Below are 16,235 nucleotides of genomic sequence, written 5' to 3' on the forward strand. Positions count from 1 at the left end.
CCTGGAGGTCTGTTCGAGCCCGAGTGTTCGAAGGGGTGCTCGATGTTTTTAGCCGTCGTGGACGACGCCACGCCCTCCATGCCCCACGTCCACGACTTGGTTGCCCTGGATGCGGGCGCCGACGGCCAGGGTCTCGGCGAGGCGCCCGAGGTAGGCCTCCTCGTGGGCGTCCTCGATGGCCGAGGCGAAGCGGTTCATGAGCGAGTAGATCGCCGTGATCAGGAAGGTCAGGTCGACGGCGTCGAGGGGCTCGGCGAGGTCGACGGCGAGCAGGCGCTGGACGATGGGGTGCAGCGAGTTGACCACGATGCCCCGGGCGTCGGTCTCGGCGATGCGCTGCTCGGCGGGGCGCTCCGAGGGGCCCAGGCGGATGTCGCGGAGGGCGTTGAAGGTCAGCACGTTCTCGCCGTGGACTTCCCAGGTCCAGCGCAGGCCCTCCTCGAGGGCGGCGAGCAGGCGCTCGGAGCCGTTGGCGTAGGCTGGAGACTCGGGCTTGGCTTCGAGCTTGGCGGGGGTCGAGCCCGCGCCGCCAAATAGCTCGCCGTGCTCGGGGGGCGCCGACTCGGGCTCGGGCGTTGGCTCGGGTTCGGGGGCCTTGGCGGCTGCCTTCACCTCGACCTTGGCCGCGGTTTCGTTCTTGGCCTCTGCTGGGCTCTGCGGGGGCGCGTGGATCCGCTCGAGGCTCAGCCGCAGGCTCGCCGGGATGAGCTCGTCGATGCCCGCGCTGAGCTTGGTCAAGCGCTTGCGCATGCGGCCGTACTGCTCGTCATCGGGGGAGAGCTTGGTCAGCGCGTCCTGGACGAAGACCAGGTACTCGAGGGCGAGGTCCTGCTGGGCGCGGGGCAGCTTGTTGCCGCGCGCCTTGGCCAGCAGGCTCTCGTAGAGCACGGCGACCTGGCGCTCGAGGCTGGCCTGCGAGCGGCCGTCGAGGGTGATCGAGCCGCCCTCGGCCGCGCCCGTGACCACGGCCCGGCAGGGCAGGAAGGGCACGAGCTTCCACTGGACGACCGGGGTCTTGCCGCGGGTGAAGATCACGCGCAGCTGCGCGTCCGCGGCGGCCTCGAAGGGGCTGCAGTCGAGGGGCAGCCACAGGGTGCAGTCGAGGCCGCCGGAGGCCTGGGCCTTGCGGTTGACGATGGACACGGCGTCGAGCTTCTTGGGGACGGTGACCTTCGGGGCGCGGGCGCGCGCGAGGATCTGCTCGCGCAGCTGTTCGTGGTCCAGCTTCAGGGTCTTGGGCTCGAGCACGCGAGCGACGACCTCGCGCTCGGCCCCGGTCAGCACGAGCACGAGCCAGCCGAGCGCCTCGGCGTCGATCTGGTCGTCGGTGATGGCCATGACCCGGGCCCACGCGAACTCCACGGCGGGGTCGCGCCCCTTTTTGATGTCGAGGACGTCGACCCGCTTGCCCTCGCCGCCGACGAAGTCGACGAGCTCGGCCAGGGACCAGACCCGACCGAACAGGTCCGTGAACAGCGGGAGGCGCATGCACGCCGAGAGGGCGCGCTCGCGGGCCTCCCGGCGCTCGTTGCCCTGGCGCAGCTCGTCGTCGAGGTGCGCGAGCACGACGCCGCGGGCCTGGGGCGTGCGCGCGGCCGGGCTGTCCTGGAGCCGCTGGCACAGGATCAGGATCAGCCCGGGCGCCGAGCGTCGGATCCGGCGGAGGTGGTTGCGAAAGCGCTTGCTGCGGACGTCGACCTCCGTCGCCGAGAGCAGCGGCAGGTCCTTGTCGAGGATGACCGCGTCGAGGGGCAGGGCGAAGTCGTGGCCGACCTCGCTCACGCGCTTGCCGGCCGTACCCACGACGATGTGCATGCCTTTGCGGCGAGTCCGAGACAGGCCCACGACGGCCTCGCAGCGCGCGTCGGACATCGGCGCGCTGGCCCACACCGACTCGGGGTCGAGGGCGACCTCGGTCATGGGCGGGAGGCCCTCGATCTCGCTGTTGAGGTAGGCCAGGCGGATGCGCTCGCTGCCGTCGATGAAGGTCGGCTCGGGGCCGCTGCGCGCGTGCTCGAGCATCAGCTCGAGGGCCTCGCGCTGCTGGTCGTCGAGGCGGAGAATGCTCGGCTCGCGCAGGCTCGCCCACGGGTGCTCGTCGCTGACGAGGTAGAGCTCGGGGGTGCGCTTGGGCTTGTCGGCCAGCTGCGCGGCGAGGTCGGCCTGGACGTCGGCGAAGCTGACCATGCGGCGATCGACGGTGGGGAAGATGGCGAGCTCGCGGACGCGGTCAAAGACCGGAGTCCCTGCTGCCTGGGGCTCGTCCTTGCCGCGGTCCTTGCGTCGCTTGCCGCGCTTGCGACCGCGGGCGCGCTCGTGAAGCTCCATGGCCGCGGCGACCAGGAAGTACTTGGCCAGCCAGTCTCGGGTCGTGCGGCTGGGGATGCGCTCGGGGGTGTAGGCGGCGACGACCTGGTCGAAGAGCGCGAGGCCTTGCGCGCGCAGGGCCAGGCGCAGCTCGACGAAGGCCTCGGTCTCGCGCTCGACCTCGTCCCAGCTCGGGGTGGGCGCGAGGGCGGGGTCCTCGACGTAGGCGATGAGCAGGGGCAGGCCCAGGCGGAGGGGGAAGTCGCACAGGGGGCGGCGCTCGTGGAGGACCTCGACCCAGCTCTCGTCGAGGGTATCCGCGAGCTCTTTGATGGACGGGCTGTCGGGTTTTTTGGACTTGCGCTTGCGGTGCTTCTTGGACTTGCGGGCGTCGCTCTCGTCGCGCTCGATGGCCTCGTCCCACTCGCCGGGGGCCGAGAAGTCAAAGCGCGGGTCGACGGCCAGGGCGATGAAGCCGTCGCGGGGCCCTGGGAGCTTGCGCGTGAAGGGGGGCGCCTCGACCCCCTGGGCGCGGAGGGACTCGACGTAGTGCTCGAGGGCGGCCCCGAAGCCCTGGGGCTCCTTGGCCATGTGCTCGCGCTTGGCCCGGCGGCGCGCGAGGTCGTCGGCCCACGAGCGGACCTTGTCGGCGCCGAACAGCACCTTGACCATGGCCAGGTCGTCGACGCCCAGGCGCAGCACGCCGGGCAGGGCCTGGAGCGGCTCGATGGTCGTGCGCCAGGGCAGGTAGCGCAGCTCGCCGTCGCGCTCGAGCAAGAAGGCCAGGGCGCGCACGCTCAGCCGGTTGTTCTCGAAGTCGAGGAAGAGCGGGAGGTCGAGGATGCTGACCAGGTCCGCGGGCTGGACCTGGTCCGAGGGGCTCACGCGCTCGGGGTGGGCGAGGGCCTCGAGGCTCAGCTCGGGCACCAAGGTCGCGCGCGGCAGGGCCCAGGCCTCGGCGTCGGACTCGTCCGCGCCGATGATCTCGAACACCCGCTGCAGCCGCCCCGGGACCAGCATCAGCGAGAGCCAGCGCTTGAGCAGGCCGCGGGCGGCGGCGCGCTGGTCCTGGTTGCCGGCGCGGGCGTGGAGCATGCGCAGCAGCCCGCCGAGCTGGGCGAGGCTGCGGGCGATGACCTCGCAAAACACCGCGTCGAGCTCGGGGCCGTCGTAGGTCCAGGTCGGGGTGAACTCGGCCTCGACGGCGAGCCACAGGTTGGGGATGGCGACGTCGAACTCGGTGCGCCCGAGCTGGCAGCCTTCGGCGAGGAACCACGCGCGCAGGGGGTGGTCGCGCTCCGGGGCCGTGAACAGGTCGGAGTCCACGGCGAGCTGGCCACGCACGGCGCCGCGGTCGGTGCTCAGCTCGAAGTCGTGGCGCACCAGCATGCCCTGGCGCGTGGGCACCACGGCCTCCGCGCTCCGGCTCTTGAACAGCGCGTAGCCGTGCAGGCGCTGCTCGAGGCGGTGCAGGTCGCGGGTCCGGTCGCGGAGGGAGCCGAGCAGCCGGCGCAGGCGCGTGGCCTCGGACTGGGTCAGCTCGACGATCGGCGCGCCCTCCCGGGCGATCTCGGTGAAGCGCTGGACGGCGAATTCGGGGGTCTCGTCGGCCTCGACGAGGGCGATGAGCTGGGCGAGGCTGACCTCGCGCTTGGGCCCGCCGCCCTGGCGGCAGTCGACGAACACCACCTGCTCGCACAGCGCGAGGGCCACGGGATCCCCGGTGATGTTGTCGAGGGAGGAGTGGTCGAGGAGCTGGGTGCGGACCAGCTGGCGGATGTGGTTGCTGCGCTTGGGCACCGCGGCGTGGCGCTCGAGGGCCGCGGCCCAGGCACGCCAGCGCGCTCGCCACAGCGCGTCGACGATGTCGACGCAGGCCTGGTCCTGGACGATCGCCGCCTGCGACACGTCCTTGCGCAGGGCCTCGCTCTCGGCGTAGGCGACGAGGTGGGTGCCGCACTGGGGCAGGCGGCGCAGGTCGATCCACACCCCGCTCTTGACCAGGCGCAAGGTCGCGACGTCGGGGTCGTCGACGATCGCGATGCGCCCGCGGAAGCCGGCCCCGGTGAACTCGACCTCGGCCAGGGACTTGGGCGCCCAGCGGGTCAGGCTCGCGCTCGCGCCGGTCTCCCCGGCGGCCGAGATCAGCTTGCCGCCCACGGTGATCGTCGGCGCCGCGTGCAGGCAGCGCTCGCGCAGGTAGCGGGTCTCCTCGAGGCGCCCGGCGAACTTGCGGAAGAAGTCGAGCACGACCCGGCTGGACAGGCGCTGGCGGACGTGGACGGTGGTCCCGTCGAGGGCCGCGCCGCGCTCGCTGATCGCGTCCTCCTGGCCCGGGCGCATGGTCACGGCCACGCCTCCGCTGTCGAGCTGGATGTACTTGGGCGCCAAGCCCAGGGCGGCGTTGAGGCCCAGGGCGAGCTGGCGGACGCCCTCGACGGCCCGGCCCTGCTCGTCGTTGAACAGCGAGCCGTAGAGGTCGTCGACCTCGGCCGCGGTGAAGGGCTGGCCGTCGAAGGACAGGCGCATGTCGTCGGCGTCGATGTCGAAGGCGATGTGCGTCGCCCCGCGCAGGACCGCCGCCTGGACCAGCTCGAGCACGTAGCGGCGCGCGTCGGCGAGCTGGAATTTTTGCATCTTCGACCGGGCCTGCTCGCGGTCGAGGGTGAACTGTCCGGTCGAGTCGAGGGCGCCGTCGGCCCTCAGCTCGGACATCAGGGCGTCGAGCGCTGCCATCGCGCCTCCGCGGCCGCCGTGGCCAGGGTGCTGTCCAGGGTGGAGTCCAGGCCTTCGCCCTCGGCCCCGTGCAGGTAAAAGAGCTTGAGCAGCAGGTAGGCCGCGAGCTCCGGCTCGGCCCCGGCGAGCTCGAGCAGGTGGGCGACCGTGCCGTGGTCGGCGTTGAGGACCACGCAGCGCTTGCTGGTCAACCACCCGCTGCCGAGCTCGCCGACCTCGGCGGTGGGCGTGAGCTCGCCGAAGCTGCCCTGGGTGATGGCCACGCGCTCGGCCACGGGCGAGCCGGGGTAGTCGAGGTGGCCGAGGTGCAGGGCCGACACGCGCAGGCCCTGGACGCCGAGCAGGTGGGTCAAGGCGGCGCGCAGGGCCTGCCAGCGGGGGCGCTCGACCTGGGCCGCGGGGCTCTGGGGGTCGAGCTCGAGGGCCGTGCACAGCTCCTGGGTCGTGGGCAGGGCCTCGTCGAGGTGGCGCTCGAGCGCGAAGCGCAGGGCCGTGTCTGGCTCGGCGCGCAGGACCAGATCCCCGCGCTCGCGCAGCGCCCGGGTCACCGGCGACGCCTCGGCGCCGACCCAGACCTTGGTCCGCCGCCCGCGGTGGACCTTGCGGACCTCGTCGAGGGAGCAGGGCGGCCCGTCGAGGGTCGGCAGGATGGGCCGGGCGCCGAGGCCCTTGGGCAGCTCGAGGTCGCCCTTGGCGACGCGGTAGAGCGCCCGGCGCAGGTGGGCGTCGAGCTCGGCGTCCCGGGGCGGGACCAGCCCGCCCGAGCTCCGGGCCTCGTCCTGGGCGCGGGTGTGGGCCTCGATGGCGTCGAACAGCGCGACCAGCAGCGGCCCGCGGGCGAGGTCGAGGACGATGCCCATGGCCTTGGCGTAGTTCTCGTCGCGGATGACGTTGTCGCGGGTGAGCGTGTGCTCCAAAAAGCGCGAGTCGATCTTGAAGGTCAGGTGGGCCAGGGCCGCGTCGAGCTCGGAGTCCTCGCTCTCGCGCTCTTCGTGCAGGGTCAGGCCGCCGTGGTAGTAGCCGCGCAGCGCCTGGGTCTTGGGGCTCAGGCCCAGGAGCACGCGCGTGCCCTCCTCCTCGTGGCGGATCACGCAGCGCGCCCGGGCGCCCTTGGCCCGATCGCCCAGCGCCATGGGCCGCGAGATCTGGCGCCCGTCGAGGCGAATCTCGACCTTGGCGTGCTTGCACCAATACTCCAGCACCCGCCCGGCCCGGCGCCGCGCGTCCTCGACCGCGTCGGCGTCGGCGTGCTTGTAGATGCGGATCGTCGTGCCCTCCACGGGCATGTCCAGGGAGATGCGCTCGAAGCTGCGGTCGCCCTTGAACAGCACGCGCCAGTACTCGCCCGCGCGCCCGGTGTCGACGCAGACCACGTCGGGCTCGATGGCGAACACCGACACGAAGCCGATGCCGAAGCGGCCGATCTTGGTGTAGTCGCCGTCCTTGGCCGAGGAGAACAGCCGGGTCAGCCGGGTGTCGATGATGTCCCGGTCCATGCCCTCGCCGGTGTCGACGATCTCGATGACCATCAAGCCCGGGTCGTCGCCGCTGGGGTCGTCCGGCGGCTGGTGCTCGATGTGCACGTCGATCTCCGAGCTGCCCGCGTCGATGGCGTTTTGGATCAGCTCGCGCAGGAAGGACCAGGGATCGGAGAACTGGTGGACCAGGTTGTCGAGGGCCTGGCCGACGTTGATGGCCTCGCCGCCGGCCTTGTCCTTGTCTCGCTTCGCCATGCGCGGGGAATGATAGCGGAGCGCGCGGACCCCGGGGGCGGGGACCCGGAGGCCGAGGTGGAGCCGAGTTAGGGGTAGAGTCGGGGCATGCAGCACGTCGTGAGCGCGCCCCGAGCCCCCATGAGTGTCGACGCAGGAGGGGCGGCGACGCTCCATCAGGTGCCCTTTTGGACGGACAACTTCACGTGGCTGTTGGTCTGCGAGGCGACCGGAGAGGCGGCGGCGATCGACGGCGGCGTGGCGGAGCCGGTGCTGGAGTACGTCGAGGCGCACGGGCTCAGGCTGACGACGATCTTGACCACGCACACCCACCCGGACCACATCGGGCTGCACAAAGCGCTCGACAAGGCCGAGCGCTTGGGGGCCTTGCGGGTGGTGGGGAGCCGCTCGCGCTTGGGCACCATCCCCGGCCTCGACGGTCCCAAGGGCGAGCCCGTCGACGAGGGCGACGTGGTTCGACTCGGGGCGCTCGAGGGGCAGGTCATGCTCACCGAAGGGCACATCGACGGGCACGTCAGCTATCGCTTCGGTGAGCTCTTGTTCTGCGGCGACACGCTGTTTGCCGGGGGCTGCGGCTACCTCTTCGACGGCCCAGCGGCGACCATGCACGCGAGCTTGCAGCGCCTGGCTGGGCTGCCCGAGTCGACGAAGGTCGTGTGCGCCCACGAGTACACCCAGGACAACCTGCGCTTTGCGTGGAGCGTCGAGCCGGACAACGCCGCGCTGGCTGAGCGCATCCGCGAGGTGTGGGCGATTCGAGCGCGCGGGGAGTCGACGGTGCCCTCGACGATCGGCCTCGAGCGCGCGACGAATCCGTTCTTGCGCGTGGATTCGCCGACGATCCTCGCTTCGCTGCGGGCGGGGAGCCCGGAGGCGAGCTTGAACGACGGCGCGGAAGCATTCGCCGCCCTACGGGCGCTCAAGGACGGGAAGGCCTACAAGCAGCTGCCTGAGTCGAACTTGCCGCTGTAGTTGGTGGTGGCGCAACCCATCGGCTTTCGGGTTAGTCGCTGGACCCGAGCGCTGCAAAATCATCGCAGAACGGAGTCGGCTCGACATCCATGGCCATGGCATAGTCGTGTCGATGACACACAAATGGCCGGTGACCGTCCACGATGACGCGGGGAAGCGAGTGTTGGTCTTTGACTTCACGACGAGGATCGGCGCGCTCAAAGCCGACGCGTTCGTCCCCAGGAATTTTCGTCACTTTGATGGCGCAAGCATCCCAAAGTACCTATGGACCGCGATGGGGCACCCCTTCATGCCCAAGTACGAGCGCGCCGCAGTTGTCCATGACTATCTCTACAAGACCCCGGCAGCTCGAAGGCATCCTCCCTATGACGACATCCTTGCCAAGGTTGACCAGGGGCTCGAGAAGAACCGACGAGGTGACGTGCGAGAGCAGATTGACGAGTTGTTTTACATGATGCTGCTCCAGCACGGGGTACGACCCGGGCGCGCGAGAAACATGAGGTGGGGAGTTCGGACCTATGGCTCGAAACACAATCGGTTCTGGACTCACGGTGGCGAGGACCATGAACTCACGCTCGAGGAGGAAATCGAGCTCGGTCGGGAGATCCAGAGGGACATCCAGGCTCTACTGGGGACCAAGACCACCCCCCAAGGGTTCTTGGGTGGCCGTCAGGTCGAGCGAGACAACGACGAACTCGACGATGAGATGCTCGCGGACTTGAGGTTGTACGACTGGGAGCACATCGACCCCAGTCGCATGGAGCTCTGAGGTTCGAGGCTAGCAGGACATCGGAGAAGTCATCGCGGCTCCTCGCGCCGTGGATTTTCGTCGAGATCGCGGAGCCAAACGCCGCTGTGGTGGATCCCACCGCAAGTTTTGGTGACAAAGAGCTCGGCGAAAAGACCAAGCGAGGTGTCGTGAGGACTTCTCCGATGTCCTACTAGAATACTGCCGTGATGTCGACGGCGTCGACGCAGCGCGCTCCGATTTGCTCGAGCTCGGCGCTGGAGGCAGCAGCGAGGGCGCTCCGGTGTTCGGGCGCGAGGGGGCCAAACTTTTGCTCGAGGAGCTTGGTGACGAGGGCGCGGAGAGCTCGCCGGCTTTCTTCTAGGCTTTCTGCTCGACCTTCTGCTCGACCTTCCTCGAGCCCCTCGGCTCGGCCCTCCCGGTGGCCGCGGGCAAAGCTATGGCCGCCGCGCTCGGTCTCGCTGAAGAGCTCGAAGCGGCGGAGAGGGAACTCGCCGGAGTCGCGGAGTTCGGTGAGGGCTCGTTCGATGAGGGGTTCGGGGGCGATGGACATGATGACGGTCGACAGACGGACTTGGGCGAGAGGATCGAGGGTCGCTAGCGCGACGTAGGCGGCGCGTAGGCCGGCGATTTTGCGAAATTGGTCGAGTTGGTTGACCCGGGGCTCACGGCTGTGGAAGACGGCTCCGAGGATGGTCTCGTAGGGCCGGGCCCTGGCCTGGGTGTAGTTGCAGATCATGGGGATGTGTTCCGCCTCGAGCAGGACGGGCGAGCGCACGCAGTGGGGAACGACCAAGCGGCGAAGCTTGGCGCGCAGCTCGGGGTTGGGGCACAGGACGATCAACCGGGCCGCGACGTCGGCCGACCGGGAGACGCCGACCTCGAGCAGGGGCCACAGCTCGCGCTTGCCCCGGTCGTAGCTGAGCTGGACCTCGAGGATGAGCACGCGCAGCCGTCGGCCCCCGTGGGTGCGCAGCTCGACGACGAGGTCGGCGTAGGCCGAGCGACCGCGCACGAGGCCGCGGGCCAGGCCGGGCGCGGGGTTGAAGCTCGGGGGAAAGAGGACGCTGCTCGGGCACTCGTGGATGGTCGCTACTTCGTCTGGGTTGATCCCGACGAGCGGGCACACGAGCGCAGCGAAGCGCGGCCGGGGCATGACCTGGAGGATCTCGACGAGGCCCTCGTGGGCGCCGGTGAAGCGGTCCATGGCGCCGGTCCATTGCGAGGTCCGGGCCAGGGACAGACGCAGGAGTTTCGAGGACTTGCGCGTGGCCGGGGCGACGGCACGGCCCAGGGCCGGGACGACCGGCTCGGATTCGGGACGGACTTCAGACCCAGTTCCCCAGAGGCTGTTTCGCCATCGTGCCTGGCTCCCGCGAGACCGTGCAGCGTTGGGTCCGGGGCCTGGCCTCGAGCGCCGCCGTGATCATCGGCGGTGCGTGGCTGGCCCTCGCCAGCTGAGCCGCGCGCCGCTCAACGGCACTTCGCCTCTTTGTCGAGGCCCTTGACCGAGCCGGCTTTGGTGACCTTGCCGCACAGGAACTTCAGGGCCCCCGCCTCGACGGCGTCGATGGCCTTTTGCGCGTCGGCGAAGGCCTTGATCTTGACCTGGAGGGTCCGGACCTCGGCCGCGAGCGCGACTTTCTCGGCCTTGGTCAGGGAGTTGTCCCGGCGCTTGGCCTGGGCCTCGATGAGCCGCTTTTTGAGGGACTGCAGCAAGAGGATGCGCTTGACCTCGATGCCGAGGTTTGTCGCCTCGAAGGTCGGCGAGCCCGAGTCGATCGACGTGACCGGGTTGAGCTTGACCCGGCGGTACGAGGTCACGATCTGGTTGGTCGGGCCGATGCCGACGTTGGACCAGCCGTTGGCCTTGCACTCCTTGACCTCGATGGTCACGCAAAAGCCCAGCTGGGTCAGCGAGGCGCTCCCCAGCGCCGCCTCGGCGAGGATTAGCGCCGCCGCCGTCGAGACCACCGAGACCGCGTAGACCCCGGCCAGGGTGCCCGCAAACAGGCCCAGGCCAGGGATCGCCGCCAGCCTCAGGGCCAAGTACTCGCGCAGCTTGGCCAGCGGGATGATCTTCTTGAGCACCAGGTTGAGCAGCTTCTTCAGCGTGTCCGTTGACAAGATCGCCGCGATCTGAGCCGCGGTGACCTTGGGGAACTTGCTGTTCTTCATGAGGTCTACGATCTCCTGGACCACGGTGTTGAACTGCGTCGCCTTGGTGATGAAGCCCGAAGGCAGGGTGAAGGCCCCCGCCAAGGTCATGCTCCGCGTCAGCGGAAAAGCCTTGATCTCGACGATCCGGCAGCTGATCAGCCCGGGTTTTTTGCAGGGCTTGCCGAACAGCGAGATGAAGGCCAGGGGCAGCTTCGGGCTCAAGGTGACCAGCTGGCTGTTGAGCTCGAGGGCTCGCAGGGCCAAGGTCGTAGTCGCGGCGTTCAGGGCCGCGCAGGAATGGACCGCGGCCATCGCCTCGAAAGGAGGCGCGCCCGCGAGCAGGGAGGTCTCGAGCACCCGCGGCGCCTCGGCGTGGCGCTCGAGAGCTCCCTCGAGGTCCCGGACGTCCCCAGCGAGGGCCCGGAGGGTGCCATTGATGGCGTCGATGACGTCGATGCCATCGAGGTCGCCCTGCTGGGCCTCGGGCTGCTCGGCCTCGACGCGCAGCTGTACGTCGAAGTTCCCCGCGAGCTCCGCGAGGGCGTTGCGATCGGGGCGGGTGCCGTCGCGCAGCTCCTGGGCTGCGCGCGCGAGCTCCCCGGCGATGCTCGTGAAGGGGTCGTCCTCCTCGGCCCCGAGCTCCGACACGCGCTCGCTTGCCGCCTCGAGCCTGGTGGCCGCGTCGTCGCAGTCGCGCCCGAGCAGCGCCAGGCCCAGGCCTGCGCTGAACTCCGCCATGGTCCGCAGGGTGCTCTCCCGGGCGCCCCCGTCGTCGTTCGCGGGACCTCCCCCCTCGACCCCGTCGAGTTCGGCGAGCAGCGCCTCGGGCAGCTCGATGTCGAGGACCTCTCCTCCTCCGGCGGACGCCTCGTCCGCTCCTGCGCCATCACCCTCCCCGCCATCACCGGAGGCGTCGGCCGAGGGCTGTGGTGCATTCGTCCAGCCCTCGACGCGCTCCCCATCTCGGATCAGCCCGCCCTGCTCGTCGACTTCGACGCCGAAGTATTTGCGGATGAACTCGGGATCGAGGGCTTGCCCCTCCTCCTTTGGCGCCGCGCCCTTGTCGAGCACCGCGGAGAGCATCGCCTCGATGCGCCCTTTGCCCACGAAGCGGACGCGATCGATGGTCAGCTCGCTGGCGTGGGGCGCCGCGGCCAAGATCGGGACGACCAGGGTATCCACGTCGATGGCGTCGGGGTTCTCGAGGACGACCCCCAATGCTTCGGTCGCGCCGAGGGCCTTGGCCAGGTTGATGACCCGCACCAGAATCTGAACATCTCGTTCCATGCCCAAAACGCTAGCGAGGGCGAGAAGCCGCGCTCAAGAGACAAGCGCAGTGCGAGAGGCCGAGCGAGTCGCTATTTTCGGCGGGCCAAGCGGCCCAGAGCGCACTTCCGCTCGACCCCAATCGGTAGAGCGGGCCGCGACGAGGGACTACTCCGCCGCCGCGGAGGATCGGACAGCGACGAAGCGTCCCCGGTCCCCCAACTCTTGCGGGGGCAGATCACAGCCCGAAGCCGACGACTTGCGAGGCCGCCAGCCGCCGAGCATCCACGACGCCCTGCGCGTCCATCCACGCCTGGGCCTGGGCCTGGACGTCCTCGCCCTCCTGCCCGCCGATCAGCGTACCCAGAGCCAAGCGCGCGCACTCCCGGTGGAGGCGCATGTCGACGGCACTGAAGCCGCGCACGGCCTCGTCCAACAGCACCCGCGCCCGCGCCCGATCGCCCTCGAGGTTCACGTAGCTCGCGTCGAGCAGCTTGGCCATGGCCGGGGCAAAGCAGGCGATGGGATCCTTGGCGATGGCGTCGATGTGCTTGCGCGCGTCGGCGAGCAAGCGCGCGTCGGTCCACCGGGCGGGGTCCCAGCCGGCGCCGCCTGGCTGGGCGTGCAGCCGGGCCTCGTCGAGCTGACCGCGGCGCCGAGCCTCGACCAGCCCCATGGCGGCGCGGGCCCGCGCAAAGCGCAGCTCGAGCCCGACGGTCCGCATGCTGACGAAGTAGGCCATCTCGAGCTCGCGCCACTGGTGCAGCAGCGCGGCCCAGGCCGCGGAGGGATCGCCGGCGTAGAGGCTCGCGTGGGTGTGGGCGACCAGATCGCAGTAGTGCTGGCGGCGGTAGCTGGCCACGGGCCAGTGGGTCCCGGGCGGGGCGCTGACCCGGGCCAGCGCCGCCTGGGCGCGGTCGCGGGCCAGCTCGCCCTTGCCGTCGGCGAGCCACATCAGCACGGGCTGGCCGGCGTAGACCTCGAGCAGGTTGAAGGGCTCGTCGCGGGTCTCGGCCAGGGCGGCGGCGGTGGCCAGCATGGGGCGCAGGCGGTTGAACTTGCCCATCCACGCCAGCGCGAACCAGTGGTAGCTGGCGACCATGGAGCGCTCCCAGGCGACGCCCTCGTGCTCTTCGAGGCGGGCGTCGGCGGCCTCGCAGGCGGCGGCGCAGCGGTGCCAGCGGCCCATGCAAAACTCGTTGGACGCGCTCGCGGTCTGGCGCCAGGCCTCGTCGACGCCGTCTTGGGTACGCTCGCACAGCTCCGCGCAGGCCTCGTAGAGGCGCCGGGCGGTGCGATCGAAGGGCGCGCCGATGTGGTTCTCGACGGCGACCTCGTAGGCGAGGGCGCGGGCCCGGTCGGACTCGTCGCCGTGGCGCAGGACCAGGTCCAGGTGGTAGGTCCGCAGCGCGTCCGAGAGCGCGCGGCTGACCACGGCCAGGCGGGTGGCGGTGAACCACAGCGCGTCGAGGCGGGCGCGGGTCTGGGGCGAGGCGTGCTCGCGGATGCCCGGGGCGGTCAGCTCGCGGCGGCGCATGAGCAGCCGACCGCGGCGCCAGTTGGCGCGCAGCAAGGCCTCGGCAGAGGAGCCGGGGATGGGCACGTCGAGCCGGACGAGCAGGGGCTCGAGCACGCGCCAGCCGTCGGCGAGGCGGCCGTCGGCGATGAGCAGGGCGGCGGCGTCGAGCTCGAGGGCCAGGGCGCGCTCGTGCTTGGACAGGGCGGCGTGGCGCTCGGCGGCGTCGAGCTTGCGCCGGGCGGCCCGGCGGCGCTCGCCGAGCTCGACGAGGGCCTGGGCGAGGCCTTCGAGGACCTCGGCCCGGCGCGAGGGCGAGAGGCTGGGCTCGCGCCCGCTGGCCGAGCGCTCGAGGGCGGCGAGCAGCAGGTCGTGGCCGCGGGCGAAGGCGAGGCGCTCGAGGGCTAGGAAGCCCGCGTCGACGAGGGCGTCGAGGTCGTCGAGGGCCACGGCCGCGGGGGGCTCGGGGGCGGGCGGGGTCGCGGCGGGCCCCTCTCCGCGCAGGACGATCAGCTCGCCCTCGTCGGCCAGGCGCCGGGCGGCGAGCCAGGCCGGCGTCGACTCGCGGACCGCCTCGGCTTCGCTCGACTCGTCCGCGCCCTTTTCGGTCGCGTAGTCGAGGACCCACAGCAAGGCCGCGCCCTCGCCGGTGCCCTCGGGGTTGACGGGGTCGGCGAGCAGGACCTCGAGCAGGGCCTGGGAGTCGGCGTCGGCTCGCTCGAGGTCGCGCAGGTGCAGGGCGATGGGGCGCTCGCGGCCGAGCAGGACCAGCAGGCGGCGGAAGGCCCGGAAGCCGCGCAGGCGCTGCTCGTGGGGCTCGCGGCCGGTGCGTCCGGGGAGCTTGGGCGCGGGGCTGGCCGCCTCGGCGAACACGGGCAGGCGGGCGAAGCGGGGGAACACGCGGGTCAGCGACTCGACGTCGAACGCCTCCGCGGCCAGGGCCTCGCTCATCGACGCGCCCAGCTCGGCGTCGCCGGCCATCCACGCGACCAGCACCTCCACGCCCTTGTCGAGGGCGTTGAAGCAGGCATCGTCGGCGCAGGGCGAGGCGACCAGGCGGGCTCCGTCCTCGCGGCCGTCGATGAGCTCGGAGAAGCGCTCGACGAACAGCCCCGGCGCGTCGCAGACGTGCACCGCGATCGGTCCGTGACCGTCGAGGGCGAGGCCGAGGGCCTCCCCGTGGATGTCTGCGGTCTCGTCTCGAGCGCCCACCACGTCCGGACGGTGGCGCACCCTGGATCGGCCGTCAAGCTCTGCCAGAGTGGTCCTAGGACCACTATTTGCGGCCCCAGGCCGGGCTGGGGGCGATCAGGGCCGGTGAGGGCCGTTCAGCTCAGCGCGACCCAGGCCGCGCCGATGATCACCGCGGCGACGGAGCTCAGCCCCAGGGCCCAGCGCTGCACGGTCTCGCGGGTGCCCGGCAGGCGCCGGAGCAGACCGGCGAGCAAGCCCGCGAACGCGGCCATGGCGACGATCGAGCCCAGCCCAAAGGCGATCAGGTAGGCGACGCTCGCCGTCGAGCCGAGGGCCAGGGCCGGGAGCACGCCGTAGACGTGGGCGCTGCCGGCGAGGCCGTGGACGAGGCCGATGATGCCGGCGGAGCGGCGGCCGTGGGCGGGGGCGCCGTGGTCGTGGTCGTGGTGACCGGCGTCGCGGCCCGAGCGGAGCCGCCACAGCCCCCACAGCCCGACGCCGACGATGGCCACGCCGACGAGGCGCTCGCTCCACACGCTCAGGCTCTCGAGGGCGTGCTCGGGCAGGGCGGAGGAGAAGGCCAGCAAGATGCCGCCGACCAGCCACACGCCGAGGGCGTGGCCGCTGCCCCAGGCCAGGCCGACGGCCGTGGCCGCGCGGGCGCCCTGCCAGTCCGGTCGCTCGTCACCGCTCGCCTCTTCGCTGGCCAGGGGCGCGATGGCGGCGAGGTGATCCGGACCGCTGACGACGTGCCAGGCTCCAACGAGCAGTCCGGTGAGCGCGGCGAGCATCAGCGTGAGGGGTCCTCGGTCCCGAGGCGGTTCATGAGCGTGGCCGCGTAGGCGGCCCCGAAGCCGTTGTCGATGTTGACCGTAGTCACCCCCGCGGCGCAACTGGTCAGACAGCCGAGCAGGGCCGAGAGGCCGCCAAAGCTCGCTCCGTAGCCCGTGCTGGTCGGTACGGCGATGACCGGGCAGGGTACCAGGCCGGCGACCACCGAGGGGAGGGCCGCCTCGAAGCCGGCGACGCAGACGATGACTCGGGCGCGCTCGAGGGTCGGGCGGACGGCGAGCAGGCGGTGCAGGCCCGCCACGCCGACGTCCGCGAGGGCCTCGACGCGGTTGCCCATGATGGTCGCGCAGCGCTCGGCCTCCACGGCGACGCGCAGGTCCGAGGTGCCGGCGGACACGACCGCGATGGTCCCGGGGTAGCGAACCTCCCGCTCGCGCCACAGGCTCAGCAGGCCCGAGCGCGGCTCGTACTCGAGGGCCTCGACGCCGACGCCGTCCTCGACCAGGCGGGCGCGCACGGCCTCGGCGGTCTCCGCCGTGGTCCGGGTGCACAGCACGTTGGGGTTGTGCGCGGCCAGCCGACCGAAGATGCCGACGATCTGCTCGGTGGTCTTGCCGGGGCCGTAGATGACCTCCGGGAAGCCGCGCCGCTTGGCCCGGTCGTGGTCGATGCGGGCGTAGTCGTCGAGGGCCTCCACGGCCGAGGGGGCCGAAGGGCGCAGGCCCTCGAGCTTGGTCAGGGCCGCGTCGCGGTCGAGCTCGCCGGCGAGCAGGGCGTCGAGGATCTGGGCAGAGGTCGCCGCGGCGCTCAT

The 16,235-nt window shown here is 71.3% G+C and carries 9 protein-coding genes; 2 read left to right on the top strand and 7 right to left on the bottom strand.

The window, feature by feature from the left end; genetic code table 11:
* Positions 1-48 precede the first annotated feature (48 nt).
* Together PPSIR1_RS02415 and PPSIR1_RS02420 are read right to left on the bottom strand one after the other, a co-directional pair.
* Positions 49-5,043, bottom strand: coding sequence for a hypothetical protein (locus PPSIR1_RS02415; protein ID WP_006969386.1), 4,995 nt, complete (start codon positions 5,041-5,043; stop codon positions 49-51).
* Positions 5,022-6,776 (bottom strand): sacsin N-terminal ATP-binding-like domain-containing protein, encoded by a 1,755-nt coding sequence (locus tag PPSIR1_RS02420; RefSeq protein WP_006969387.1) that lies wholly within the window; start codon positions 6,774-6,776, stop codon positions 5,022-5,024. Before PPSIR1_RS02420 ends, PPSIR1_RS02415 begins: the two co-directional genes overlap by 22 nt.
* An 87-nt stretch (positions 6,777-6,863) precedes the next feature.
* Here PPSIR1_RS02420 and gloB point away from each other — a divergent pair, with 87 nt between their 5' ends.
* Complete coding sequence (gene gloB, locus PPSIR1_RS02425; protein ID WP_198154438.1) at positions 6,864-7,748, top strand: hydroxyacylglutathione hydrolase; 885 nt, start codon at positions 6,864-6,866, stop codon at positions 7,746-7,748.
* A gap of 130 nt (positions 7,749-7,878) precedes the next feature.
* Complete coding sequence (locus PPSIR1_RS02430; RefSeq protein WP_006969389.1) at positions 7,879-8,517, top strand: DUF1353 domain-containing protein; 639 nt, start codon at positions 7,879-7,881, stop codon at positions 8,515-8,517.
* Positions 8,518-8,689: 172 nt separating this feature from the next.
* Here PPSIR1_RS02430 and PPSIR1_RS02435 read toward each other — a convergent pair whose 3' ends face one another.
* The 5 genes from PPSIR1_RS02435 to larB all read right to left on the bottom strand — a co-directional run bounded on the left by PPSIR1_RS02435 (position 8,690) and on the right by larB (position 16,235).
* The gene (locus PPSIR1_RS02435; RefSeq protein ID WP_006969390.1) at positions 8,690-9,703 is read right to left on the bottom strand and encodes a FliH/SctL family protein; all 1,014 of its coding nucleotides are present in this window, start codon (positions 9,701-9,703) and stop codon (positions 8,690-8,692) included.
* Positions 9,704-9,969: 266 nt separating this feature from the next.
* A complete protein-coding gene (locus tag PPSIR1_RS02440; protein WP_157595134.1) occupies positions 9,970-11,943 on the bottom strand; it encodes a hypothetical protein in 1,974 nt (657 codons plus the stop codon).
* Between the two features lie 217 nt (positions 11,944-12,160).
* Positions 12,161-14,653, bottom strand: a complete 2,493-nt coding sequence (locus PPSIR1_RS41635) for an ATP-binding protein (RefSeq protein WP_006969393.1) — start codon at positions 14,651-14,653, stop codon at positions 12,161-12,163.
* Positions 14,654-14,766: 113 nt separating this feature from the next.
* Positions 14,767-15,423: a hypothetical protein gene (locus PPSIR1_RS02450; protein WP_006969394.1), complete on the bottom strand. Its 657-nt coding sequence runs from the start codon at positions 15,421-15,423 to the stop codon at positions 14,767-14,769.
* Positions 15,423-16,235: a nickel pincer cofactor biosynthesis protein LarB gene (gene larB / locus PPSIR1_RS02455; protein ID WP_006969395.1), complete on the bottom strand. Its 813-nt coding sequence runs from the start codon at positions 16,233-16,235 to the stop codon at positions 15,423-15,425. Before larB ends, PPSIR1_RS02450 begins: the two co-directional genes overlap by 1 nt.

It is taken from the genome of Plesiocystis pacifica SIR-1, assembly GCF_000170895.1.
Classification (GTDB): Bacteria; Myxococcota_A; Polyangia; order Nannocystales; family Nannocystaceae; genus Plesiocystis; species Plesiocystis pacifica.

Excerpts from the sequence above, each read along its gene's own strand:
- PPSIR1_RS02450 (WP_006969394.1), bottom strand. The coding sequence starts at position 15,423 with ATGCTCGCCGCGCTCACCGGACTGCTCGTTGGAGCCTGGCACGTCGTC.
- PPSIR1_RS02440 (WP_157595134.1), bottom strand. The coding sequence starts at position 11,943 with ATGGAACGAGATGTTCAGATTCTGGTGCGGGTCATCAACCTGGCCAAG.
- larB (WP_006969395.1), bottom strand. The coding sequence starts at position 16,235 with ATGAGCGCCGCGGCGACCTCTGCCCAGATCCTCGACGCCCTGCTCGCC.
- PPSIR1_RS02415 (WP_006969386.1), bottom strand. The coding sequence starts at position 5,043 with ATGGCAGCGCTCGACGCCCTGATGTCCGAGCTGAGGGCCGACGGCGCC.
- PPSIR1_RS02420 (WP_006969387.1), bottom strand. The coding sequence starts at position 6,776 with ATGGCGAAGCGAGACAAGGACAAGGCCGGCGGCGAGGCCATCAACGTC.
- PPSIR1_RS02435 (WP_006969390.1), bottom strand. The coding sequence starts at position 9,703 with ATGGACCGCTTCACCGGCGCCCACGAGGGCCTCGTCGAGATCCTCCAG.
- gloB (WP_198154438.1), top strand. The coding sequence starts at position 6,864 with ATGCAGCACGTCGTGAGCGCGCCCCGAGCCCCCATGAGTGTCGACGCA.